The organism is Pseudomonas fluorescens, assembly GCF_003732425.1.
GTDB classification, from domain to species: Bacteria; Pseudomonadota; Gammaproteobacteria; order Pseudomonadales; family Pseudomonadaceae; genus Aquipseudomonas; species Aquipseudomonas fluorescens_BE.
The window spans coordinates 556,614-580,640 of the sequence record NZ_MOBX01000003.1; the positions used below are offsets into that span (position 1 = coordinate 556,614).

28 protein-coding genes are annotated in these 24,027 nt (G+C 58.2%); 13 read left to right on the plus strand and 15 right to left on the minus strand.

Features of this window, described 5'->3' with window-relative positions; all coding sequences use genetic code 11:
* The first annotated feature begins 152 nt into the window (after positions 1-152).
* The 6 genes from BK670_RS05325 (at position 153) to BK670_RS05350 (ending at position 4,591) form a co-directional block, all read left to right on the plus strand.
* A complete protein-coding gene (locus tag BK670_RS05325; protein ID WP_123448910.1) occupies positions 153-365 on the plus strand; it encodes a DUF4287 domain-containing protein in 213 nt (70 codons plus the stop codon).
* Between the two features lie 13 nt (positions 366-378).
* Positions 379-858 carry a GNAT family N-acetyltransferase gene (locus tag BK670_RS05330; protein ID WP_123448911.1) on the plus strand — a complete coding sequence of 160 codons (480 nt, stop codon included), beginning with the start codon at positions 379-381 and terminating at the stop codon, positions 856-858.
* A gap of 640 nt (positions 859-1,498) precedes the next feature.
* Positions 1,499-1,861: a DUF6124 family protein gene (locus tag BK670_RS05335; RefSeq protein ID WP_016982978.1), complete on the plus strand. Its 363-nt coding sequence runs from the start codon at positions 1,499-1,501 to the stop codon at positions 1,859-1,861.
* A gap of 136 nt (positions 1,862-1,997) precedes the next feature.
* Positions 1,998-3,539, plus strand: coding sequence for a phospholipase effector Tle1 domain-containing protein (locus tag BK670_RS05340; protein ID WP_123448912.1), 1,542 nt, complete (start codon positions 1,998-2,000; stop codon positions 3,537-3,539).
* Positions 3,539-4,195 carry a DUF2931 family protein gene (locus tag BK670_RS05345; protein WP_123448913.1) on the plus strand — a complete coding sequence of 219 codons (657 nt, stop codon included), beginning with the start codon at positions 3,539-3,541 and terminating at the stop codon, positions 4,193-4,195. Before BK670_RS05340 ends, BK670_RS05345 begins: the two co-directional genes overlap by 1 nt.
* Before the next feature lie 57 nt (positions 4,196-4,252).
* Positions 4,253-4,591 carry a hypothetical protein gene (locus BK670_RS05350; protein WP_259697528.1) on the plus strand — a complete coding sequence of 113 codons (339 nt, stop codon included), beginning with the start codon at positions 4,253-4,255 and terminating at the stop codon, positions 4,589-4,591.
* Positions 4,592-4,812: 221 nt separating this feature from the next.
* Here BK670_RS05350 and BK670_RS05355 read toward each other — a convergent pair whose 3' ends face one another.
* From BK670_RS05355 to BK670_RS05370, 4 genes are all read right to left on the minus strand, one after another.
* Entirely contained in the window at positions 4,813-5,805 is a 993-nt protein-coding gene (locus BK670_RS05355; RefSeq protein WP_123448914.1) for an HNH endonuclease, read from the minus strand.
* Between the two features lie 127 nt (positions 5,806-5,932).
* On the minus strand, positions 5,933-7,039 hold the full coding sequence (locus tag BK670_RS05360) for a DNA alkylation repair protein (protein WP_123448915.1): 1,107 nt from the start codon (positions 7,037-7,039) through the stop codon (positions 5,933-5,935).
* 2 nt (positions 7,040-7,041) lie between these two features.
* Positions 7,042-7,647, minus strand: a complete 606-nt coding sequence (locus BK670_RS05365) for a glutathione S-transferase (protein ID WP_123448916.1) — start codon at positions 7,645-7,647, stop codon at positions 7,042-7,044.
* Between the two features lie 61 nt (positions 7,648-7,708).
* The gene (locus tag BK670_RS05370) at positions 7,709-8,617 is read right to left on the minus strand and encodes a MurR/RpiR family transcriptional regulator (RefSeq protein WP_123448917.1); all 909 of its coding nucleotides are present in this window, start codon (positions 8,615-8,617) and stop codon (positions 7,709-7,711) included.
* 527 nt (positions 8,618-9,144) lie between these two features.
* Here BK670_RS05370 and BK670_RS05375 point away from each other — a divergent pair.
* The 3 genes from BK670_RS05375 to BK670_RS05385 all read left to right on the plus strand — a co-directional run bounded on the left by BK670_RS05375 (position 9,145) and on the right by BK670_RS05385 (position 11,699).
* Complete coding sequence (locus BK670_RS05375; RefSeq protein ID WP_003225981.1) at positions 9,145-9,549, plus strand: TraR/DksA family transcriptional regulator; 405 nt, start codon at positions 9,145-9,147, stop codon at positions 9,547-9,549.
* Between the two features lie 609 nt (positions 9,550-10,158).
* On the plus strand, positions 10,159-11,382 hold the full coding sequence (locus BK670_RS05380) for a methyl-accepting chemotaxis protein (protein WP_404942468.1): 1,224 nt from the start codon (positions 10,159-10,161) through the stop codon (positions 11,380-11,382).
* Positions 11,383-11,495: 113 nt separating this feature from the next.
* Positions 11,496-11,699, plus strand: coding sequence for a hypothetical protein (locus BK670_RS05385; RefSeq protein ID WP_123448919.1), 204 nt, complete (start codon positions 11,496-11,498; stop codon positions 11,697-11,699).
* 6 nt (positions 11,700-11,705) lie between these two features.
* On the opposite strand, the gene BK670_RS05390 is transcribed toward BK670_RS05385, so the two are convergent.
* The 3 genes from BK670_RS05390 to BK670_RS29465 form a co-directional block, all read right to left on the minus strand.
* Entirely contained in the window at positions 11,706-11,942 is a 237-nt protein-coding gene (locus BK670_RS05390) for a DUF2789 family protein (RefSeq protein WP_123448920.1), read from the minus strand.
* Positions 11,943-11,992: 50 nt separating this feature from the next.
* Complete coding sequence (locus tag BK670_RS29795) at positions 11,993-12,208, minus strand: hypothetical protein (RefSeq protein WP_259697533.1); 216 nt, start codon at positions 12,206-12,208, stop codon at positions 11,993-11,995.
* A gap of 162 nt (positions 12,209-12,370) precedes the next feature.
* Positions 12,371-12,694, minus strand: a complete 324-nt coding sequence (locus BK670_RS29465) for a hypothetical protein (protein ID WP_148047003.1) — start codon at positions 12,692-12,694, stop codon at positions 12,371-12,373.
* Here BK670_RS29465 and BK670_RS05400 point away from each other — a divergent pair.
* The 3 genes from BK670_RS05400 (at position 12,689) to BK670_RS05410 (ending at position 14,475) form a co-directional block, all read left to right on the plus strand.
* Positions 12,689-13,138: a hypothetical protein gene (locus BK670_RS05400; RefSeq protein WP_176471300.1), complete on the plus strand. Its 450-nt coding sequence runs from the start codon at positions 12,689-12,691 to the stop codon at positions 13,136-13,138. The two genes, BK670_RS29465 and BK670_RS05400, sit on opposite strands and share 6 nt — an antisense overlap.
* Positions 13,135-13,332 carry a hypothetical protein gene (locus BK670_RS05405; protein ID WP_123448922.1) on the plus strand — a complete coding sequence of 66 codons (198 nt, stop codon included), beginning with the start codon at positions 13,135-13,137 and terminating at the stop codon, positions 13,330-13,332. The genes BK670_RS05400 and BK670_RS05405 overlap by 4 nt, the downstream gene beginning before the upstream one ends.
* A gap of 126 nt (positions 13,333-13,458) precedes the next feature.
* Positions 13,459-14,475, plus strand: coding sequence for an ABC transporter substrate-binding protein (locus BK670_RS05410; RefSeq protein WP_123448923.1), 1,017 nt, complete (start codon positions 13,459-13,461; stop codon positions 14,473-14,475).
* Positions 14,476-14,639: 164 nt separating this feature from the next.
* Here the strand turns inward: BK670_RS05410 and BK670_RS05415 are convergent, their stop codons facing one another.
* Both BK670_RS05415 and BK670_RS05420 read right to left on the minus strand, forming a co-directional pair.
* A complete protein-coding gene (locus BK670_RS05415) occupies positions 14,640-16,772 on the minus strand; it encodes a TonB-dependent receptor (protein ID WP_123448924.1) in 2,133 nt (710 codons plus the stop codon).
* A 92-nt stretch (positions 16,773-16,864) separates the two neighbouring features.
* The gene (locus tag BK670_RS05420; protein ID WP_123448925.1) at positions 16,865-17,254 is read right to left on the minus strand and encodes a DUF2946 domain-containing protein; all 390 of its coding nucleotides are present in this window, start codon (positions 17,252-17,254) and stop codon (positions 16,865-16,867) included.
* Between the two features lie 93 nt (positions 17,255-17,347).
* On the opposite strand from BK670_RS05420, the gene BK670_RS05425 reads away from it, so the two are divergent.
* Positions 17,348-17,788, plus strand: coding sequence for a DUF3995 domain-containing protein (locus BK670_RS05425; protein ID WP_007910751.1), 441 nt, complete (start codon positions 17,348-17,350; stop codon positions 17,786-17,788).
* A gap of 157 nt (positions 17,789-17,945) precedes the next feature.
* Here the strand turns inward: BK670_RS05425 and BK670_RS05430 are convergent, their stop codons facing one another.
* From BK670_RS05430 to BK670_RS05455, 6 genes are read right to left on the minus strand one after another with little or no spacing between them, the layout of a single operon-like run.
* Entirely contained in the window at positions 17,946-18,308 is a 363-nt protein-coding gene (locus BK670_RS05430; protein WP_123448926.1) for a Na+/H+ antiporter subunit G, read from the minus strand.
* Positions 18,305-18,583 carry a K+/H+ antiporter subunit F gene (locus BK670_RS05435; protein ID WP_007910754.1) on the minus strand — a complete coding sequence of 93 codons (279 nt, stop codon included), beginning with the start codon at positions 18,581-18,583 and terminating at the stop codon, positions 18,305-18,307. Before BK670_RS05435 ends, BK670_RS05430 begins: the two co-directional genes overlap by 4 nt.
* On the minus strand, positions 18,580-19,068 hold the full coding sequence (locus tag BK670_RS05440; RefSeq protein WP_123448927.1) for a Na+/H+ antiporter subunit E: 489 nt from the start codon (positions 19,066-19,068) through the stop codon (positions 18,580-18,582). Before BK670_RS05440 ends, BK670_RS05435 begins: the two co-directional genes overlap by 4 nt.
* Entirely contained in the window at positions 19,065-20,744 is a 1,680-nt protein-coding gene (locus BK670_RS05445) for a monovalent cation/H+ antiporter subunit D (RefSeq protein ID WP_123448928.1), read from the minus strand. The genes BK670_RS05440 and BK670_RS05445 overlap by 4 nt, the downstream gene beginning before the upstream one ends.
* Positions 20,741-21,085 (minus strand): Na+/H+ antiporter subunit C, encoded by a 345-nt coding sequence (locus tag BK670_RS05450; RefSeq protein WP_007910763.1) that lies wholly within the window; start codon positions 21,083-21,085, stop codon positions 20,741-20,743. The genes BK670_RS05445 and BK670_RS05450 overlap by 4 nt, the downstream gene beginning before the upstream one ends.
* Positions 21,085-24,003 (minus strand): monovalent cation/H+ antiporter subunit A, encoded by a 2,919-nt coding sequence (locus tag BK670_RS05455; protein WP_123448929.1) that lies wholly within the window; start codon positions 24,001-24,003, stop codon positions 21,085-21,087. Before BK670_RS05455 ends, BK670_RS05450 begins: the two co-directional genes overlap by 1 nt.
* Between the last annotated feature and the right edge of the window lie 24 nt (positions 24,004-24,027).

A 24,027-nucleotide genomic window follows, 5' to 3' on the forward strand; every position in this document is an offset into this window, starting at 1 on the left:
ACGGCCCCTTCGCGAGCAGGCTCGCTCCCACAGGTTTTTGTGGTGTCTGGCGGAGCGGGGCAGTTGCCGGAATCGCACTTCGCGTCCACTCTATGACCTGCCGACAAGGAGCGTCCGCCGACCCTCCGTTGTGACCACAGGGAGCTTGCAGCATGAGCGAAGACAACAAGGTAAAAGGCCCGGCGTCGTACTTTCCCTCCATCGAAAAGAAGTACGGCCAGTCCATCGAACACTGGCTGAGCCTGCTCGCCGGCATCAGCGACAAGAAACACATGGAGCTGGTGGCGTGGCTCAAGGATGAACACGGCATGGGCCACGGCCATGCCAACGCCTTGGTTGCGCATCATCTGGCGGGTAAAAAGTGAGGGCAGGGCAGCGATGAATTTCTCCCACCGGCCAGTGACGGCCGACGACGTCAACACCCTGTGCAGCTTTCCCCAGGGCGAACGAGAGCTGTTCTTCATGTTCCCGAAAGCCAACTTCCCGCTGACGGAAGAGCAGATGCACAGCGCAATCAGCCAGCGCTTCGACTCCACGGCTTTTCTGGCCAACGGCGAGTTCGTTGGCTTCGCCAATTTCTACCGCGCTGAGCACGATGGCATTTGCTGCATTGGCAACGTCATCGTCGCGCCATATGCCCGTGGCCAGGGTGTGGCGCGGTACATCGTCGAAACCATGACCGCAGTGGGTTTCGAAAAATACCAGGCCAAGGAAGTGCAACTGTCCTGCTTCAACGAAAATACCGCCGGCCTGCTGCTCTATCCAAAGCTCGGCTTCGTGCCGTTCTCCATCGAAGAGCGCCCGGCGCCGGGTGGTGGACGTTCCGCCCTCATCAACATGACACGCCACCGACCCTAACCATCCCCCAATCCCTGTGGGAGCCCGGGCTTGCCCACGAAGACGCCAGCCCGCCCGCCGCGAACCTCAAGCCCAACACAAAACCTGTGGGAGCGAGCCTGCTCGCGAAGACGCCAGCCCACTCACCCCAAATCCCAAGCCAGACTCAATCCCCTGTAGGAGTGAGCCTGCTCGCGATAACGCCAGCTCAGCCACCACCAATCCCAACTCAACCACAAACCCCTGTGGGAGCGAGCTTGCTCGCGAAGACGCCCGCCCATTCACCCCATCAACCACTGACCGAAATAAACAGTAAAAACCGCCACTGTTTAAACGAAGCCTCAAGTAACCACCGAAACCCTACAACGCCTTGCGCCGTTACCTACGACTAAGCCAGAATCCGCCGGCTTGTGCGTCTAGGTCGCGGGTTCTATCGTCTGTCGGTCGCTGAAAAACAGTGATCGGGTTTGGTAGCCCGCCATAACTAGTCGCATCGCGAACCGTTCGCAGACCTCATCAGGTCTCTGCTCAATGGTGGCCATGCGCAGGACACCTTCGGGTGTGCCGGGTCCTAGTTACCGGTCTACCAACCCGCGTATGGCCGCCACCTTCGTTTGGTAGCGAATGTGAAGGCTCCTTTTTATTAACTAGGAGTTTCACCATGATCAAACCAACACCCAACCCACCCGAAACCGACCCCACATCCCCCTACGAATCCCCCGACTCCAAGCGATTCCACGAAGCCGCCGAACGCGCCCTCGACCACTACCTCAAACCCGCCAGCCAAATCATGGCCAGCACCCAACAACCCGAACGCATGTACCTCGCCAACCCGAAGTACAACAGCGAATCCCTGCTCGCCAACGCCAGCGAAACCCTCGGCTCCGCCAGCGAAATGCTCCTGAACTTCGCCGCTATGCTCGACACCCCGCACCGCAAAACCGCACTGGGCATCGCCCAAGTCGTGATGCTCGGCGAAATCGCCGTCAACCAAGCGCTGGATAACGTCGAAATCGCCAGCTAACCCCCACCCCGACGAGGGGAAACCCTCGTCGAACCCCGCGGTCACGCCCTGGCTGGCACACGGCCACGGCTTGCGCCCCCCAGCCTCGGCTGTCAACCTTCGGGCCGTTCTCAAGGATCAGAACCAGGAATCACGGATGAGTGGCTACGTACCCAACCCCCCGAAAAATTACCGTTACGAAGAAGCCAAACCCGTCGATATTCACGCCCAGCGTTGGGCGGAATATGAGAAACACGGGAAAGAACCTGCGCGCGAACCTGAGAAAATCGGAATTGCGCTGAGGATTGGGGTTTTCTTTGATGGCACTGGGAATAATGCGAACAACACGGCGGCGGGATTGCTGTGTGGGGCGCAGCATGCTATTGCGCCGGAAGATATTCCTGCTAGCTGTCAGCCTTATATGGGGGATCCTGACAGCAGTTATGGCGCTGGCGCGACCAATGTAAAGAAGCTTGCCGACCTGTATTACGAATCTCCGATTGCTGAAGGAGAGGGACCGATAAAGCAGGTATCCCGCCCTTTGTACATTGAAGGCATTGGTACTCAATCCAATGAAGAAGACAGTTTGGTCGGTCAAGGCATGGGGCGTGGAGAGACAGGAGTCGCAGGGCGTGTTCAGACTTCGTTTACCTTCATCAAACAAGTCCTTGAGGATGCCCTTCAAGAGAATCCCGGCAGTGAAATTACATCTATCACCTTTGATACTTTCGGATTCAGTCGAGGCGCAGCGGCAGCTCGCCATTTCTCAAATGAAATCGTAAGAGGCAAGCAGGGGCCGCTAAGGGATCTATTGGCCACTTACGCCAATAATTTCGCCCGTACCTTTGTCGACCAGTACGGTGGCAGTATCCGAATGGGCTTCATTGGGCTGTTCGATACGGTGCCGTCAATTGCTGGCTTCACCAATCTTGGCAGGGTGAAAAGCCCCGTAGCACCGGGCGTAAAACTGTACCTTGATCCGCGCTTTTTCAAGGACGTCGTCCACTTGGTTGCGCGCGACGAATGTCGGGCCAACTTCGCCCTCAGTAATGTCAAACCCGACTATCCAGAATACTCATTTCCAGGTGTCCACTCGGATATCGGGGGCAGCTACCTCGATGAAGTCGAAGAGTGTGTTTTGGTCAGTCCCATGCAAACGCTTGATGTTTGGAGCAACACTGACGTGAAAACAACCTCGATCTATCAGGATGCCGCTCGGGTAAAAAGTCAGTGGGTAGCCGGAGGGTGGCCTGCTCACCTGTTGGAAATCGTAACGCCCACTGCGCTTGCTTTGCCGGCCGATCCGCAAGATCGTTTCGGGCCTAAGCAAAAACGCGTATACGCTGGGCTACAACTCAAACGCCCGGTTAGTGGCAAACTCTCAACGGTTTACTTGAGAGTGATGTATCAGTTGGCCAAAGAAAAAGGTGTGCCGTTCACCGACATACCAGGACGAGCCGAGTATGCCGTTCCCCAAGAACTGCAATCGCTCTGTGACAGATTCATCGCCGGCGACTACAGCACCACCGCAGAAGAAGAGCAATTGCTGAAACTGAAATACATCCACACCTCTGCCAACTGGAATCATCCGCAAGGGAGACGTGACGGCAGCGGTTTGAGAGCCGTTTACATCAATGCACCCACGGACGATGGCATTCGCGTGCAGCATCCTCACGTAGCTGATTGGAAGCTTTGGTAATGAGAATACTCGTAGCTCTATTGAGCGTTTTGGCCTTCACAGGCTGTCACGCAACAAGCTCCAACTCAGGTGAAAATGATCCCAAATACCCGTGGTGGGAGCTGGCGTTCATCAAACCCAATTTCATGAACGTGTGGGTTGAAGACAGCTCCGTGGAAGACATTGACGGTAAGACCTTTATGCGAGCCGGGGGAGGGAACGCCAGCGGTGCAGAGCCGAATGATGACAAAGAATCTGCGCGTGGTTGGATTGGTGTTGGAGGTACAGGCAAACCGGTTATTGGGGCTGGGCTACCCAAGCGCATCTTCGTCCGCTGGCAATCGATACCAGAGCAAAAAACTTACCGGGCATGGGTAGATATCCCTGAAGAAGCCAGGCAAGTGATGGTGACGTCTACCCATCAGCGCTGCCCGGAAACTCCCGAGAAAACAGCACGCTTCATGGCCTCCGTCTATTTGGGACTCGCCCCTGGTGGTGTGGTGCAAGTGTGGGTCAGAGATTTGTGTCGTCGACCAATTAAAGTAGCCCGCGCTCAGGCTGAGCTGGAGCCGCTGGGGCCCGAGTTGGGCAAGAACGGTGGTCAGTATGCTTATCCCATAAGTGAAAAGGCCAAGCGGTATATCGAGAAATACGGCATTCCCTACGAAAGTTGGTGAGTAGCTTGATTTTGACCTTCATGGTCACACTGAGGGAGGCACTTCACGAGGCCGCTCTTGTACGCTATCGGTGTGTCGGATAACGATTGGCTGGCGCTAGTCAGATTACGGAAAGCTATTTTGAAAATTGAAAGCGCTACACGATTTGATGATTTCGAACACGACGAGGGCTATGAATACTGTGGTTTCAACTATGTGATTCGGAATGAAGTGGATGAGTTTCTCGTTAGGACTTACGATGACAGCCCCGGTAAGGCTGCAGTGGTTTATCCGAGTTTTATGTATAAAAACTGCAAGCTAAAAATGCTGGTTGATTTTTTACAGTGCGAACTGGGTGTGAGTTCGATTTTGCTTTATAAGGGGGAAGTTGGGGGGCTACGAAGAGATAGAGTTTAAAGAGTTGAAGTTTAAAAAATAATTTTTCTGTTTATTAAAGATAGAGTCAAGGATGTTGTGCGTGCCCTGTTGGCGAAAGTCCAAGCGGCATATCGACAGGTTTGAATTTCCGTACAAGGGTTGGTAGAACGTCATCAAGCAAAGGTAAATGGGTAGGCCAAGTTTAATGCTGGTCTGTCCACGACTCACCTCTCATGTCATTCATTAGTTTGGGTAAATGATTAACGGCGAGATGCTCGCTCAGCCTGTTTCAAACCCGCAGTGACTTTCTTTTCCCAATCACGGGGTAGATCGATGTTAAGTACTAGACTGTAAGTTCCGGAAGTGGGCCTGGGCGCCACCATTTCTGTTAGAAACCCAGGAATCTTGGCAGTTTGCTCAATTACATCCCCTGCGACGCCAATGAATAGGTCACGGACTTCCGAAAAATCGTCATCCACTCTCGTGAAACGAACTGATTCTTCCCACAGTAATGTATTGGAACAAGCTTCTCCATAGAGTCTACAAACACTGACGATGTCCATATCGCTCCCTGCTTCGCCTGGCTTGCCCCACGCTCGGGCTAATTCTGAATTGGTGAGATTGCTGAATGCTGCAACGATTAGAAGTATCTCCTGTGACTTGTCACTCAGCCATGGAAACGTATCTTCTCTCTCGATGCGCTGAATAGGTTTTGAATATAATCCACGCTTCAGCGCATCCCAGCGTTGTATTGTTGGAGCCATTTCAAACCTTAGCACCTCAGCAGTGAGTAAGTACTCCCAATACGCATCCTTCTCGATGATCAGTCGCTCAGCGAGATAGCTTAACCTTCCAAATTCTTCTAAGTGTCTTTTCTCATATCTATGTCTTGCCTCTGCAGCGGTTTTGCCAACTTGTTCAGAAATTCGCTTTTCATGTTCACGTTGCCACTCGAACAAGAGGCCGGGTGGGTATTTGTTAGCATCATCATCTATTTTCTTGTGGCAATTTCCACACAGCCAGATCGCGTTAGTAATCGCACCGCGATCAGAAGAAGCCATTTTCTCATCATATCTAGCGGAGCCAGGGTGGGCCCCATATATATGCGCGGCTTCTCCCACATTTACTGAACCACTGGGCTCACCCGCTGGACCACTTGTAACGGCTCCGCACTCAGGATTTGCGCATCGATTAGCTGCTCTTTTTGCCAGTGTGGCAATGACTGATTGTTTAAAGCGATCCTCTTTGCTCATTGCTTCCTCCTAAACTTAATGATTGGTCCCTAATGCCCTTCGAGGTCCGCTGCTGGTCGAAAACAGTCCCAGCCGTCAATCCATACCTGACCAAGTAACGCCAGTTCAACGAAGTCTATCTGTGGTGTCATCCAGCAACGATGTCGAATACGGTACTACCTGATACCTCCCCATTAACCATAACCCTCACCCCATGCTGCCCCACAAAATGCTTCCGCGTCGTAAAGTCCCTAATCACCTGCCGCCTCCCCACACACACTCTCTCAAACCCCGCCAAAACCACCGTCTTCAACTTAAAAACCTTCCCCGAAACCCCGCCATTCGCCTTCACATAGTCAATCGCATAATCAATCACCAACCGCTGCTCATGCGCCACCGTCGACTTCACCACAAACGACAACGTAATCGCTTCCCCCAGCCTAACCACCGCCGGTTCAACCCGCACATCCAACAACTCAACCTCAGCCTTCGCCCCCGCGCCAATCACCGTCAGCGCCCGCAAATCCCCCTGTTTAATCAAACTACGCAACGCATGCTTGGCAACCCACGCCGTGTGCTTGTTCTCCAACGACCAACCTTCAATCGTGTCCAGCACCCACCCCGGATGCACCTTCGTCACATCATTCAAATGATTCGCCACGGACTTGCGCACGTACAAACTCTCATCCGCCTTCAACCGATCCAGTATCCCCGCTGCCAACTGCGGATCCGCCTGCACCGCGTCCAGCCGAAACGACCAGGGCAGGCGAGGGCGGCTGCCTTCGCTGGCGAGGCGTCGAACGTGGTGGTTTTCGTCGCGGGTCCAGTCGTGCATCAGCTCTAACGATCGTTCCAGGTCGCTGCGCAAAAAGTGGCGGATGGCGAATTCGGAGGAGCCGAAGGTGGTGAAGTACTTCAGGGCGTCCATGGAGGTGTCGAAGGCGTGGCCGCCGTAGCTCGCGACGTAGTGCGGCAAACACATGCTGACGAATCCGCTGTTCAGCCGTGGTGCGAGTTCGAAAAGCACTTCGAGGGAATCTTCGTAGTCCAGTGGCAACACGGCGTGCAGGCTTTCGCTGACACGCGCCATGCGTTGCATCACTGATAATTCGGCGAGTCCGTCCTGGGCGTGTTTGAGAAACGCCTTGGCCTTGAACGCCGGGTACACGGCGCTCATTTCGCTGGCTATGTGCTGCAAGCGTTCGGCGTTGAAGATTTCCTTTAACGCCGGGGCGGCGGTGTCTGTGGTGCTCATGGTCAGGTCATCGGGGTGCTGACGAACGCTTCGAGGGTTTCGGCGTAGGCGGTGTATTGGGCGATGTGCGGGTAGCGGCGGGTGTCGATCTGGTCGGGGACGACGAGGCCGGTGAAGCTCCAGGCGACGGCGAGGCTGATGCCGGCCTGGGTGAGGGTGCCGTCGGTGGGCAGGCCGGTTTTTTCCAGTTCTTGCTCGAGGGCGGTGAAGGCGGCGGCGAGTTGGCCTTCGACGCGTTCGACCCACGGCTGGTATTGAATGTCGGCCGGGCGCAGGTTGCGTTCATAGTAGAGTTGCACGGCTTTTTCGCAGGCGGCGAGGCTGAGGCCGATCAGGCGCAGGGCGTGGGCGCGTTGTTTCAGGTCGGTCGGCAGCAGGCTTTTGCCGGCACTGGCTTCGAGGTAATCGAGGATGAGGGTCGAGTCCATCAGGACTACGCCGTCGTCGAGGATCAGTGTGGGGGCTTTGACCACCGGGTTGATCTGCTGGAATTGCTCGAAGTGGCGGAACACCGAGACTGACTCGTGTTCGAGGTCGATCCCTAGGCGTTTGGCGGAGATCGCCACGCGGCGCACGTAAGGGGAGTCCAGCATGCCGATCAGTTTCATGACGCGTTCCTTCAAGTCGAACCGGTGGGAAGGCATAACCTAGCCGACGCTGAGGCAATTGTCAGTCGTCGAAGCCAGGTTGTTCGTGAATCTCATCAACATTCAGTTCCAGCCGATACGCCACCGCCACAAACAGCGCCTGACACAAACACAGCGTCGCACTTAGCGAGCGAAAGGCGAGGGCGCTGCCTTCGTTGACCAGCAATACGCTGTTAGCGAGTTTCGCCAGTGGCGAGAGGTGGCTGTCGGTGAGGATCAGGGTGTTGGCCTGTTGCTGGCGGGCGAAGCGCAGGCAGTGTTGAGTTTCCTTGGCGTAGGGCACGAAGCTGATGGCGATGACCAGATCGTTCGCACGCACGCTGCGCATTTGCTCCCGATAGCTGCCGCCCAGGCCGGACACCAGATGAATTTTTTTCTGCGTGTGTTGCAAGTTGTAAACGAGGTAGTCGGCGACGGCGAAGGAGCGGCGCACGCCGACGACATAAATGTTGTCGGCGTTGACGATCAGGTCGACGGCTTTTTCGAACGCGGCGTCGTCGAGTTCACGGCCCAGGCGTTCGATGCCGGAGCGCGTGGCGTCGATGCATTCGCGGGCGAGGTCGCCGGCGCTGGCTTGCTGCGACTGGTCGGCGATCATGCTGCGGATGCGTTGCTGGTAGTTTTGCACCGGCGAGGCTTTGTGCGTGTAGGCGCTGCGGAACAGCGCCTGCATTTCGCTGAAGCCGCTGAAACCGAAGCGCTGCGAGAAGCGGACGATGGCGGATGGGTGGACTTCGCACTCGCGGGCGATGTCGCTGATGCGGTCGACCATGATCCGGTCGCTCTGCTGGCTGATGTAGCTGGCGATGCGTTTGAGCTGGCGCGGCAGGGCGTCGTATTCGTCGGTGATCAGTTGCAGCAGGCGCTCGGCATTGATCGGGGGGCTGGCGAGCGGTTGCTCTTCATTGGCCGGCAGATCGGGGCGGGGCATAAGTCTTCCTTCGGGCTGATCGATCACCTTGTGGGGAGGGAGCTTGTCGAATCGTCGCACCGTCCCGCTGGACTGCGTAGCAGTCCCCCGGATTTAAAAAACAGGGCTGCTTCGCGCCCCAGCGGGAGCAAGCTCCCTCGCCACAAAGGTGCTGGGATGCGGCTGATATTAGGGGGGCTTTTGCGGTTCTGCTTTGCTGAAACGATGCAGTGCGTGGTAAAAAATTGCGTCAGAGCGCCGCGTGGTTAGCCGTTTGTCTTCTATATACAGCCGCTCGACTGAATTTCTTGCTATAAACGCACTCCGATGGCCGTGTGAGCGCTGTGTCAGAGCAGTTTCCCGGCGTTGTCGGACAAATTCCCTGTATTTACAGTTGCTGAGGCCTCGATCGGGCCTTAGACTGCCGCCCCTCGTAAATTGAGTGCCGGGTGGCATTTGCAATAAACGATGCCTTTTCGCCGACCGCATGCGGTTCGCCGAAACGCTCCCTAATTCGCCTTAATGCACGTTTTTTTATAGAGATATCAATGACAAAGGACAAGTTGCTGGCCATGCCGGCAGATGACTACATGAATGCAGAGCAGCACGCTTTCTTCACTGAGCTGTTGCAGAACATGAAAGTCGAAACCCACGAGCGCATTGAGCAAAACCGTATCGCCATCGAAAGCCTGGACACCCCGGCTGACCCGGCGGACGCGGCTTCGGTTGAAGAAGAGCGCACTTGGCTGGTGAACGCGATCGATCGCGACCAGCGCATGCTGCCGCAACTGGAACAAGCCCTTGAGCGCATCAAGGAAGACAGCTTTGGCTGGTGCGACGACAGCGGCGAGGCCATTGGCCTGAAGCGCCTGCTGATCAGCCCGACCACCAAGTACTGCATCGAAGCTCAAGAGCGTCACGAGCAGATCGACAAGCACCAGCGTCAGGCCTGATTCTGTGGGGTGACCCTTTCAACAGGGGCGCCTTGAAAAGATCGCAGCCTTCGGCAGCTCCTACACGGGCGTTGCTGAAGGCTGCGATCTTTGTTTTTGCTCGTCTCCAATAATCTCGCGCCGTTCCATTGATCTGCCACAGACCCCACGACTAACGGACCATGGATAATGGCGTTGTAGTGGCGTTTAATGCAGTCACAATAATGAGAACAAGCGTGGGGTGTTGATATGACGAGAGATGGATCTCTGGTTGGGGCTTTGCCTGCACCAGTGCTTTTGCCGAAAAACCGCTGGATCGCGCCGACCCTGCAAAGCATCGCCCTGATGCTGTTGCTAGCCGGCCTGTCCCAGGCCGAATGGTCGCTGTACATTGGCATGCCGCTGGCGGTGCTGATTGTCTGGCTGCCGCGCCTGCGCGCCCGCGCCATCCCCGATGTTCAGCCTGCCGATAGTGGCAGCGCCATGTCCGAACTGACCCGCGACCTTTCCTATACCACCAGTCATAACGCCTTGTCAGCGGCCGGCGTGGCGTTTTCGGTCAAGGAACTGGCGAGCAAACTCGAATCGCAACTCGATGCGGCGGCGCAAATCGTCAGCAACGCCGAGGTGATGATCGCGACCGAACACGCCACATCGCAGCTCAGCCGTGAAGCGCTGGCCGCTGCCAGTGAGGCGCATCACAGCAGCGCGGCGGGGCGCACGGAACTGGTGGATTCGATCGCGCGCATGCATCAACTCAGTCAGCGCGCCAATGCCAGCCGTGAGTTGATCGAAGCCTTGAGCCTGCGCAGCGACGATATTCAGCGTGTGACCCTGGTGATTCAGTCGATTGCCAGCCAGACCAATCTGCTCGCATTGAACGCGGCGATCGAAGCGGCGCGGGCCGGTGAGCATGGTCGCGGTTTCGCCGTGGTGGCGGATGAAGTGCGCGGGCTGGCGGCGCGTACGGCGTCGGCAACCGGTGAAGTCGGTGAGATGGTCGCGGATATTCAACAACGTACGGCGCAGGTCGTGGAGCAGATTCGCGAACTGTCGAGCGATCTGCAGACTGGTGTCGAGCAGGTCGAGCATACCGGTCAGCATCTGGAAAACATCGCGCGACTGGCTGCCGGGGTGGAAAGCCAGGTCGGTGAAATCGCCCAGGGTGCGGAAACCAATCGCGAACAACTCGACAGCTTGTTCAAGGCCATCGAGCAGATGCGCAGCGATCTGGCGATCAGTGATCAACAGACTCGCCGCCTCGCTGAAGCCGCAGTGCAAATGGAAGGGCAGGCGGAAACCATCAGTGAGCGGCTGGCCGAAGTCGGTCTGGATGACTATCACCAGCGCATCTACGATCTGGCCCGCGAAGGCGCGAGCCAGATTGCCGCGCGTTTCGAGGCGGATGTCGAGCAGGGGCGGATCAGCCTTGAGGACTTGTTCGACCGCCAGTATCAGCCGATCCCGAATACACAACCGGCGAAGTTTCAAACCCGTTTCGACCGTTACACCGATCAGGTGCTGCCGGCGATTCAGGAACCGTTGTTGCCGCGTCACGAGGGGCTGGTGTTCGCCATTGCCTGTACGCAGCAGGGTTACGTGCCAACGCACAATCAGCTGTTCAGTCAGCCGTTGACCGGCGACGCGCAGGTCGATGCGGTAAACAATCGCACCAAACGCAAGTTTGCCGACCGCACTGGCATCCGTTGCGGCAGCCATCAGCAACCGGTGCTATTGCAGACCTACACCCGCGACACTGGTGAACTGATGCATGACCTGTCGGTGCCGATCATGATCAAGGGGCGGCACTGGGGTGGATTGCGTCTGGGCTATCAGCCGGAAAAACCGCGCTGAGGGATTGTTACTTTTGGTGCAATGAATCTGTGCACGGAGCTTGCTGTTTCCGCTCGAAAGAAACCATTAATCTGACCACTTAGTTAGGTTGCTAATGATTTCGGGAGGGCTGCATGCAGTGCAGAGTTGATGTCGCCGTAATGATCGGCAGTGGCGTGCCAAGCGGCTTGCGCGCATTGGGGCAGAGCGTCTGCTGGGTGGTGTTGCTCAATGGCGAACGTCGCGGCACCGCGTTTGCCAGTCGCGACGAGGCCGAGGAGTGCAAGGCTGCGTGGCTTGCGCAACTGCAAGCCGAGTGGGGTGACAGCCTGCACTGAGTGCAATTACTTGCCGGCGTGAAGGCGCACGTTCAGCTCGTCGAAGACGATTGCTCTGTCATCGTCTTTGCCGATCCACTCTTGCAGCGTTTGCTTTTGAGAGTCCGACCAGAAAGAGGCATCGACTAGTTTGGTATCGGCATCGAGAGGGTGCGCTTCGATGAAATCGTCGATCTCCGGCTCTTCTGAAGCAAGACCCAACTGATCGAACAGAGTTTTCAAGTTATAACCTTCCAGATCCATCGTGTTCTCCTTTTTGATTTGCGCCGGGGTGGCGCAATCAGTCGCTCTCTTTATCTGAGGGAACCGCTTGCCAGGAGTTCGATTTTTGACTCAAGTGAGCGGGCGAGGGCGCACGCTTCGTTGTGGTCGCCGCGGAAACCTCTGACTCGCCCCGTGGATATCTCCTTGATGTGAAAGAAGGCGATGCCTGCGGGCACCACCTGAAAATGCGAGGTTCGGTGGTTGTTAGAAGATGTCGACAGGTTATCGAGCCCGGCAACGTGCATCGTCAGAGGTGTGTTGATTCGGGCGTCAGCCGACGTGGCAAAATGAGTCAAAGTGCACATATGAAGTCCTTTTCATCAGTCGGCCGGGATTTAACGGCCGTTGCGGGTAGTCGTAATGAGCATCGCTGCTCTAGAATCGCCAGTACCTGTTGACGACAGGGCTTATCTAAAGCAATTTTTCGCCAGCGATATGTCGGAAAAGTGCTTTTTTTCGTGAGAATTTTCCCTAAAGTTCGTAGTCAGACTGCTCTTGCCAACGGTGAGGATTTTTCCTTCAAGCTTTGGCGACATCGGGATGACTTTCGCGAGTGACAATCCAGTAGTCTTGAGGACCTCGCGCTGAATCAGCACTCTGCTCGATTCGGGCTTTATTGATTTATTTGCAGTGACATCGGCCTGGCCGTTTTTTTGCCGTGCGCGTTTTCCGCGTGCGGTTTTTTCAGATGTGGGGATGTTTCTTTGGCAGTCAGTAATCTCGATATGCATGCTTTGTTCGTGTTGGGTGATTTGCGTGCAAAGCTGGTCAAGCTGTTTCAGTCGCGTTTTGTTTACATCACCGAGCAGAACGCTGAAGGCATTTACGTTGCCGAAATCGACACCGAAAGCGCCTTGGTGGTCGATGACAAACCGGGGCTCAAGCTCAAGGTCGGCGATCATTTCAGTGCATCGGTCTTGCCTAGCCGCGAAGGCGGCAAGATGGATCTGCGTTTTCGCGAAATCAAACTCACGGTCTATGGACTGGGCGATTACGCCTTTGTCGAGACCGCTGACGGGCACGCAATCCTGTTCAAGGAAGGCCATAGCGTGGTGACCGTGTTCGCCGCCCATGAGCAATTGCAGGAAGGCCTGACCAAAACCCTGAAAGCCGTTACGGCTAAAGCCGCCAAGTGGCGCAAGGGTGAGCTGGTGACGTTCAAGGCCAGCGAGTGAGCCGCGCGGATTTCCATGCGCAGAACATCGACACTGCACGCGAGGAAGCCCAGCGTTTGTTCGCCGCCAAGGCTGAACTGCAGGGCGCCTGGCTGAGTTGGGTGGCTGCGCAGATCTATCAGTTGCGTCCCGCGGAATACGCCAGCATGGTCAGACGCGAGCTGCAACGCTTGCAGGAAAAGTCGGATTCATAACCTCGTCCGCAGCATGACCCGGAAAAAGCAGGAACCTCGGCTACAGTCAGTTGACTGAGTATTCAGAGGCTTGCGGTCTTCTGCCAGGCCACCCTGCCATTGCTGTGAACAGCACGAGGTGCATGCATGAACGGATTTCGACGGTTATTGGCCGCCAGCGTGGCGACGTTCGGTTTGCTGACATCAGTGCCATCGGTGATGGCCGCTCAGGCGCCGATCCATTTTGCTGACCTGAACTGGGAAAGCGGCAGTCTGATCACCGATGTCCTGCGGATCATTGTCGAAAAGGGCTATGGCTTGCCGACCGACACTTTGCCTGGCACCACCATCACGTTGGAAACCGCCCTGGCCAACAATGACATTCAGGTCATTGGCGAGGAGTGGGCCGGGCGCAGTCCGGTGTGGGTCAAGGCCGAGGCCGAAGGCAAAGTCGTCAGTCTGGGCGATACCGTCAAAGGCGCTACCGAGGGCTGGTGGGTGCCGGAGTACGTGATCAAGGGCGACCCGGCCAAAGGCATCAAGCCGCTGGCGCCGGATCTGCGCAGCGTCAGTGATCTGAAAAAATACAAGGACGTGTTCAAGGATCCAGAATCCCCGAGCAAGGGGCGCTTCCTCAACAGCCCGATTGGCTGGACGTCGGAAGTGGTCAACAAGCAGAAGTTGACGGCTTATGGGTTGCAGGACGATTACACCAATTTCCGCAGTGGCTCCGGTGCAGCACTGGACGCTGAGATCAGTTCTTCGATTCGTCGCGGTAAGCCGGTGCTGTTTTACTACTGGTCGCCGACACCGCTACTGGGCAAGTTCAAACTGGTGCAGCTGGAAGAGCCGCCGTTTGATGCCGAAGCCTGGAAGACGCTGACTGACGCCGATAATCCCAATCCAAAACCGACCCGGTCGCTGGCGTCGAAGCTGTCGATTGGTGTGTCTACGCCGTTTCAAAAGCAGTATCCGCAGATTGCCGAGTTCTTCAGCAAAGTGGACTTTCCGATCGAGCCGTTGAACAAGGCGTTGGCCGACATGAGTGAGAAGCACGCCGCGCCGCGTGACGCGGCGTTGGCATTCATGAAGACCCATCCGGATGTGTGGCAAGCCTGGTTGCCGAAGGATGTGGCGGAGAAGGTTTCGGCTGATCTGAAATGAATTAAAGCTGGCTCTGTGGCGAGGGAGCTTGCTCCCGCTGGGCTGCGGAGCAGCCCCAAAACCAGTCCATGCGCAAATCCGGCAAAAGCGCATGGGCTGATTTACGACTGCTCCGCAGCCGAGCGGGAGCAAGCTCCCTTGCCACAGTTATATGTGCAGGTGAGTCAGAATCGGCTTTGAACCGCCAGTTCGAAGGTGCGCGGCGTGCCCAGATAATACGCCGGCGAAACATGCGCAAACTCGGCATACACCTCATTGGTCAGGTTACGCACGCGCCCGGTGACGGTGGTGTGCGAATCAACCTTGTAGCTGAGGAAGCTGCCAAACAATGTGAACGACGGCACGGTCATGGTGTTAGCCGTGTCGGCATACACCGACGCGACATACCGCGCATCAACCCCACCTTGCCATTGCGGCGAAAAATCATAAGTCAACCACAGATTGCCAACCCGATCGGGCACGTTGGTCGGCGTGTTTCCCTTGCGTGACACCACCACACCGGCGGCATTCTTTTCGGTGAAATCGTCGTATTGCGCATCGACCCAGGCGAAGTTGCCTTCAGCCAACAGCTTGTCGGTGATCCGCAACGAGCTGGCGATCTCTACACCTTTCGAGGTCTGCTGACCGACCGGAATGCTGCTGGTCGGGTCCAGCGGATCGGTCACGGCGAAGTCCTTTCGCTCAATGGTATAGGCCGCAATCGTCGCCGAGCCGCGCCCATTCAGATAATCAAATTTGCTGCCAATCTCCCATTGCTCGCCAGTCGAAACGTCAAAGTCCTGCGTGCCGCTCGGTTGTTCGGCGGCGGTGCTGTATTGCACGTAGACGTTGGCCGATGGAATGAACTGGTAGGTCAAACCGGCGCGCCCGGTGACTGGCTCCCAGCTGCGTTTGAGGTGCTTGGGATTGGCAGCAGTCACGGTGCGATGGTTAGTCACGTCGAGGTCAATGTCGTCATAACGCAGGCCGGTGAGCAGCGACAGCTTGTCGGTCAACGCCAGCCGGTTTTCCACGAACAGCGCCTTGGTGGTGACCTCGTTGGTTTTGTCGCTGACCCGTTTGGGGTTGGTGCCGGGAATGTCGTAGAAATGCCCCGGACGGTAGTTGTTCGGGTCCACCGTGCTCGCACCTTTGATGTTCAGCGGCGAGTTGGTGGTCTGGTTGACCTTGTACTCGAAACCGCCCGACCACGTCGTGTCGAGACCGAACAGTGTGTTGTCGTGACGCAGTTCGAACTGGTTGCCGTTCTGCTCGCCCTGATGGCGCACCTGATACGCAGTGGAGCGATTCACCGCCGTGTTATCGGCGTTGTACTGGTAGGTTTCGAGGTTGCGGTAATCGCGTTGGCTGTCGAGGTGGTACAGCGTGTTGCGCAGGGTGGTGTTGTCGTTGATCCGGTAGTCGATGATCGAGCGCAACCAGATCGTCCGTTGCTCGTAGCGCCCGTCCTCGACGTTGTAGTTGTTGAAGCGGTTGTGTTTATCGATCTTCAACTCGCCGGCCTTGGGATTGAGCACGGGGGTGCCCCAGTACGGACTGTCTTCGTGTTCGTCCTGATATTCCAGGGCCAATGTGTGCGACAGGTCGGGCGTGAGATCGCTGAGCAGCGAGAATGCCACGCTCCATGCATCGCGTTCCTGGCGGTCGATGTAGCCGTTGCTGGTGTTGTGGCTGACGTCGAGTCGCGCGTAATGCTGCACGTCGGCGCTCGGGTCGGTGAGGGCGTGGTTGAGGCCGAATGCGGTTTCAGTGGTGTCGTAGGTGCCGTAGCTGACCCGGCCTTCAACCACTTGTTCATCGCGGGTGGCCAGTTTGGTCACGTAGTTCAGCGAGCCGCCCACCGAGCCTGCGCCGTTGATCAGCGATGACGGGCCACCGACCAGTTCCACACGATCATAGATCCACGAATCGACTGGCCGCGCGAGGCCGCCGGAAACGTTGATGCCGTTGAACATCTGGGTGATCTGGCTGCTGGTGAAACCACGATAGGACACGAACCCGCCGAACCCCGGCGGTGCACTGGCGTTGACCCCGGGCAGGGTATTAGCGGCATCCTGGAAGTTTTGTGCGCCGTGGCGTTCGATGTCGTTGCGATTGGCGATTGCCACCGAAGCCGGTGTGTCGCGCACGCTCAAACCCAGGCGCGAGGCCATGCCGCTGGACTGGTCGAGGCTCAGACCCGGTTCTGCGCCGGACTCGCCATCGATGGTGATCGGCGCCAGATCCACGGTGGATTGCGCCCAGACGTTAACGGACAGGCAGCCGCACAGGCTCGCCAGTAGAGTGAGTTGTTTCATCATTGAATCCTGAATGCTTGTCTAGGAGTCAGCGCACGGGCGAACGCCGCGCGTTGGCGCAGTGGGCTGACAAATCAAAAGCGCAGAGACACTCAGGCGAGCGGTGGTGCGCGAGGGTTGGCCGAAGGCCAGGTGAAGCGGGCAGGGAGGTCGGCGCTGACGATGGGCGCCAGCGGCGGGCTGTGTTGTTCCGGCAGGATCGCCAGGGTCAGGCTGGAGTTGAACGCCGGGCCCACGCCACCGCCGACCGAGCACAGCGGGCAACCGAATGCTTTGGACAGGGTAGGCAGTTGTTCTTCGGTGGGGTTGCTGGCAAGCGGCGCCTGGGTGGCCGGGTCGACGGTGCAGAACTGGCCGCCGATACCGTTGAGCTGCATGCCGACCATTTGTCCGTGACCGATGCTGCAGGCGAACACGTTGAACAGGACGCAGCAATAGAGCATCCAGGCCAGTAGTGAGCGATCGGAACGGGAGAATTTCATGGGGCGGCACTTTACCGTACCGCCGATCGGTCGTGCACTTCAAAAAATGCCGACTAGGATGATTGTTCAAATCCCTTTCCAAGGATTTCAACCATGACCTTTGTGTTGGCTCAATGGCTGGTGACAACGTTCGCGGTGATCGCCTTGATGCACGTGTATTGGGCGTTGGGTGGGCAGTGGGCGGCAGCAGTGGTGGTGCCGCAAGTGCCCGTGCGCGGTTTTGTCGCAACGGTGCGGCCGGCGTTCAAACCGTCAGGCTGGCTTACATTGATCGTGGCGGCGGCATTGCTGGTGATTGCTGCGTTGGTGTGTATGCGGGTTGGCTGGGGAATGCCAGCGGTGACGCACAAGGCGCTGCAGTGGGTGATCAGCGCGATTGCATTGTTGATGTTCGCCCGGGCGATTGGTGATTCGAATCTTGTCGGTTTTTTCAAGGAAGTGAAGGATTCGCGGTTTGCGCGACTTGACACCTGGGTGTATTCGCCGTTGTGTGCGGTGTTGGGGGCGGGGTTGTTGGCGGTGGCTTGGGTTTGAAACAGATCTGAAATTTGCGATGACTTGGCTGGCCCCTTCGCGAGCAGGCTCGCTCCCACAGTGATTTTGGGTGTTCACAGATGTGTTATTTCACCCAAAACCCTGTGGGAGCGAGCCTGCTCGCGAAGGGGCCAGTCCAGACACGGAAAGCTCTGGACTAGCTACCGCTTTCAGTCCGCCGGCTACTGACCTCGGCCGGCACATCATCCCCGGCCATGCGCTTACGGAACAACGCCGCCCGCGCCAGTAGCAATGTAGTCACCGGCACGGTGATCGCCAACAGAATCGGAATCAGCCAGGCATGCACCACCGGCCCGGATTTCAACGCCGAAAAGCAGATGATCGACGCCAGTGCCACACACCACGCCCCCAGCGTCGAAGCCAGTGCCGGCGGGTGCATGCGCTGGAAGTAATCCTTCATGCGCAACAAACCGATCGAACCGATCAGCGCAAAAAGGCCGCTGAGTACCAGCAGGATCGCCACCGGAATCTCGACCCACAGCGACAATTCAGCATTCATTCGATCACCTCGCCACGCAGCAGGAATTTCGCCAGGGCAAACGAGCCGACGAAGCCGAACAGCGCAATCAGCAGCGCCGCTTCGAAGTAAGTGTCACTGGAGTAACGAATGCCCAGGGTCAGCATCATCAGCATGGCGACGATGTACAGGTAGTCCAGCGCCAGGACTCGATCCTGCGCCGACGGCCCTTTGAACAGGCGCACCAAGGTCAGCACCATGGCCAGCGAGAACAGGAACAGCGTCAGCAGGATCGCGTTCGACAGTAAAGGGCTCATTCGAAGATCTCCATCAACGGCCGCTCGTAGGTGGTCTTGAAGTGCTCGATGAATTGCGCCTCGTCATCCAGATCCCAGACGTGCAACAACAGAATGCTGCGGTCCAGTGCCAGCTCTGACCATACCGTGCCGGGCACCACTGTGCAGATCATTGCCAGCGTTGCGAGGCCGTGGGCATCGCGCAAGTCCAGCGGGACTTTGACAAAGCCCGAGCGCGGAGGGCGGCGGCCGGCGTTAAGCACGCCCCACGCGACGATCAGGTTGGACATCACCACGTCACGGCCCACGAGCAGGAACAGGCGCAGAATCGTTCCCGGACGGCGAATGCGCACTTGTTTCGGGCGCAGCTTGCGCATCATTAACGGCGCTGCAAAACCCAGTATCGCGCCGAGCAGCAGATTGCCCGGGCTGATCGACAGGTTCAGGGTCAGCCACAAGGCGCACAGCGCCAGCGACAGCAACGGTGCAGGAAACACGCGCTTCATGGCTGCACCTCCAGCATCGCCGATTTGGCTTCCGGACTCGGTACGGCGCGGGTGCTTAGCACCGCCATAACGTACTGTTGCGGGTTGTTCAGCGCCTCGGCGGTGGCCTGGGTGTAGCGCAGCAGTGGCTCAGCCTTGAAGGTCAGGGCGATGCTCAGCCCCAGCAGCAGGAAGATCGGCGCGCATTCGAGTTTGCGCAGCAGCGGCGAAGGGCGCTCTTCCGGTGTCCAGAAACGCTGGATGCCGAGGCGCGAGAACGCCATCAGCGACGTCAGCCCGGTGAGGATCAGCAGCGCCAGCAACGCCCATGCCGCGCTGGAGATCGGCGCGCCGGTGCCCAGGCCCAGAGGATTGAGCAAGGCGCCGATCAGGCTGAGTTTGCCGATAAATCCTGACAGCGGCGGCATGCCGATGATCAGCAAAGCGCAGGCGATGAAGCTCAAACCGAGAAACGCCATGGTCCACGGGATCACCTGGCCGACCACGGCTTTCTGCTCGTCATCGAGGTTGATGCCTTTGGGCGGTTGCAGGGATTCCTGTGGACGTGGCAGCAGTTCGCTTTCGTCTTCCAGCGGGATCTCGTTGGCCGAGCGCGAACGCTCGATCAACTCGGCCAGCAGGAACAGTGCACTCAGCGCCAGGGTCGAGCTGACCAGATAGAACAGCGCCGCGCCGATCAGGTTCGGCTGGGCGAAACCGACGGCCGATAACAGAATTCCCGCCGACACCAGAATGCTCAGGCTGGCCATGCGCTCCAGGCGTTGCGCGGCCAGAATCGCCAGCGCCGCGCAGGCCATGGTCGCCATGCCGCCGTAGATCAGCCAGTCGCCGCCGAAAAACGCCGACGCCCCGGCCTGCCCGGAAAACAATAACGTCCACAGGCGCAGCAACGTGTACACGCCGACCTTGGTCATGATCGCGAACATCGCCGCCACCGGCGCACTGGCCGAGGAATAGGCCGGCACCAGCCAGAAGTTCAGCGGCCACATACCGGCCTTGGCCAGAAAGGCGACGGCGAGAATCCCCGCGCCGGCGTGCAGCAACCCACGGTCAGCTTCCGGTACCAATGGAATCTTCAGCGCCAGATCGGCCATGTTCAGCGTGCCGGTGACACCGTAGATCAGCGCCGCGCCAATCAGGAATAGAGAAGAAGCGAGCAGGTTTATCGAAATGTAATGCAGCCCCGACGACACCCTAGCCCGACCCGAGCCGTGCAGCAACAGGCCATAAGACGCGGCGAGCAACACTTCGAAGAACACGAACAGGTTGAACAGATCCGCCGTCAGGAACGCGCCGTACAAGCCCATCAACTGAATCTGGAACAGCGCGTGGAAACTCGAGCCGGCGCCGTCCCAACGGGCCATGGCAAACAGCAGGGCGCTGACGCCGATGATTCCGGTCAGCACCAGCATCAGCGCCGACAGGCGATCAACCACCAGCACAATGCCGAACGGCGCCTGCCAGTTGCCCGGCAGGTACACGCCGATGGAACCGGGCACCCCCGTGGTTTGCGTCCATTGCAGCAAGAGCACCGAAATGAACAGGCCGACGAGGCTGGAGAACAGGTTGATTTTCGCCTTCAGCGGCCGGTGCCGTTCGCCGAGCATCAGCATGATGGCGGCAGTCAGCAGCGGCAGCAGAATCGGTGCGGCGATCAGGTGAGTCATCGCCATCATTCTTTAGGCTCCCGGCCGTCAACGTGGTCGGTGCCGGTCAAACCGCGCGAGGCGAGCAGCACGACGAGGAACAGTGCGGTCATGGCGAAGCTGATGACGATCGCGGTGAGTACCAGCGCCTGTGGCAGTGGGTCGGTGTAGTGAAGGAGGTCCTGGGTGACACCATCCTTGATCACCGGCTCCTTGCCGATGAACAGGCTGCCCATGCTGAAGATGAACAGATTGACCCCATACGACAGCAGACACAGACCCATGACCACCTGAAAGGTCCGTGGCCGCAGGATCAGCCAGACGCCGGACGCGGCGAGTACGCCGATGGCGATTGCGATGACTTCTTCCATCAGACGGCTCCTTTGCTGGCGACGGACTTGGGCAGCGATGCGGTCTTGTGACCCCGCACCGATTGGTGGGCGAGGGCGGTGAGGATCAACAGCGTCGAACCGACCACCACGCCATACACGCCAATGTCGAAGAACAGCGCGCTGGCGACGTGGATGTCACCCAGCAGCGGCAAGGTGAAATGCCAGGTGTGCGTGGTCAGGAACGGATAACCGGCCAGCATCGCCCCCAAGCCTGTGGCGGTGGCAAACAGCAACCCGGTACCCATCCAGCGCAAGGGACGCAGGCTCATTTGCGCCTCCACCCACTGCGTGCCGGCGACCATGTATTGCAGGATGAACGCCACCGACATCACCAGACCGGCGACGAAACCGCCGCCCGGTTGGTTGTGCCCGCGCATGAACAGATAGCACGACACCACCAGCGCAATCGGCAGCAGCAGACGCACCAGCACTGCCGGCACCATCATGAAACCGAGCGCGGTGTCGCTGGCCGAACGCGGGTTGACCAGGTCGGTGACCACGTCCGGCGCCAGCAAACGTTGCTGGGCTGGCAGTTGCAGGCTTTCTTTCGGTGGGCGGAAGCGCCGCAGCAGGGCGAACACGGTCAGCGCCACGGCAACCAGCACGGTGATTTCGCCAAGGGTGTCGAAGCCACGGAAATCCACCAGCATCACGTTGACCACGTTGCTGCCGCCGCCCTCGGGCATGGCGCGGCTGAGGTAGAACGAGGAAATGTCGTTCGGCGTCTGGCGCGTGAGCATCGCGTAGGACAGCAGCGCCATACCGCCACCCACGGCAATCGACAGCAGCAAGTCGCGCAGGCGGCGAATGCGCGCTTTGCGCAGACTGCTTGGCAGTGGCGAGACTTCTTCGATGCGGCGTGGCAACCAGCGCAGTCCGAGCAGGATCAGCACGGTGGTGACCACTTCAACCGCCAGTTGCGTCAGGGCCAGATCCGGCGCGGAGAACCAGACGAAGGTCACGCAGGTCATCAACCCGCAGACGCTGACCATGGTCAGGGCGGCGAGACGGTGATACTTGGCTTGCCACGCGGCGCCGAGGGCGCAGGCGATAGCCAGCAACCACAGGGTCACAAAAACGATCGACCCGGGAATCTTCGGCCGGTCGCCCCAGCTCAGGCTGCTGTGCAGCATCGGGATCAGGCCGGCGAGCACTGCCGCCAATACCATCAGGAACAATTGCATTTGCAGACGCTTGGTGCCCAGACGTCGCTCGACCCGCCGGGCCGTGCGCATCATCACCACCAGACTGCGCTCGAACAGGCGCTTGCCGTTGAAGCGCCCCACCAGTGGCGGGTACTTGAAGCGCCCGAGTTTGAACTGGTTGCGCAGTAGCAGGTACAGAACGATACCGCCGGACATGGCGATCAGGCTCATGATCATCGGCGCATTCAGGCCGTGCCAGATCGCCAGGCTATATTCGGGCAGCTCGCCGCCGACCACGGGCAATGCAGCCGCCGCGAGCAACGGGCCGACGATTTGCGCCGGGAAAATCCCCACCAGCAAGCAGGTAAACACCAACAGCTCAACCGGCGCGCGCATCCAGCGTGGCGGCTCGTGCGGTGTGTGCGGCAGGTCGGTGGCCGGCGGGCCGAAGAACACGTCAACGGTGAAACGCAGCGAATAAGCAACGCTGAACGTGCCGGCGATGGTCGCGACGATCGGCAGTGCCGCTTCGACCCACGCCGTGGCGTTAATGAACACGGTTTCGGCGAAGAACATTTCTTTCGACAGGAAGCCGTTAAGCAGCGGCACGCCCGCCATCGAGGCGCTGGCAACCATGGCCAGCGTCGCCGTGAACGGAATCAGTTTTATCAGACCGCTGAGTTTACGGATATCGCGAGTGCCGCTTTCGTGGTCGATGATGCCCGCGGCCATGAACAGCGAAGCCTTGAACGTCGCGTGGTTGAGAATGTGGAACACTGCAGCCACGGCAGCCAACGGGCTGTTCAGGCCCAGCAACAAGGTGATCAGGCCGAGGTGGCTGATGGTCGAGTAAGCCAGCAGACCTTTGAGATCGTTCTGGAACATCGCGCAATAGGCGCCGAGCAACAGCGTACAGGCGCCAGCCCCGCTGACGATGTAGAACCATTCTTCACTGCCGGACAGCGACGGCCACAGCCGCGCAAGCAGGAATACCCCGGCCTTGACCATGGTGGCCGAGTGCAGATAGGCAGAAACCGGTGTCGGCGCCGCCATAGCGTGGGGCAGCCAGAAATGGAAAGGGAACTGCGCGCTTTTGCTGAGTGCGCCAACAAGAATGAGGGGTAGAAGGATAGGGTAGAGGGCGTGTGCACGAATCATGTCGCCGGCGGCCAGGACCTTGTCGAGGTCATAGCTGCCGACGACATGGCCGAGAATCATGACCCCCGCCAGCAGGCACAATCCGCCGGCACCGGTGACCATCAGCGCCATATAGGCGCCGCGACGGGCGTCGGCGCGGTGGTGCCAATAGCCGATCAACAGGAACGAGAAGAGACTGGTCAGTTCCCAGAAAAATACGATCTGAATCAGATTGCCGGAGATGACCAGACCGAGCATGGCGCCCATGAACGCCAGAAAAAACGCGAAGAAACGCGGCACCGGATCGTCCGGCGACATGTAATAACGGGCATACAGAGAAACCAGCGTGCCGATGCCGAGCACCAGCATCGAGAACAACCAGGCAAAGCCGTCCATGCGCAGAACGAAATTCAGACCGAGGCTGGGCAGCCACATGAACTCTTCGCGGATTACGCCACCGTGGGCAATTTGCGGGTACAGCATCGCGACCTGGACGGTGCCGATCAAAGCGACCAGACCTGCCAACAGGGATTCGGTATTACGCGCATTGTGTGGCAGCACCGCTGCCAGACAGCTGCCAATGAATGGCAGAAGCAGTAGAACTATCAGGGACATAGGCTTCTAATCTGCGGAAGTTTG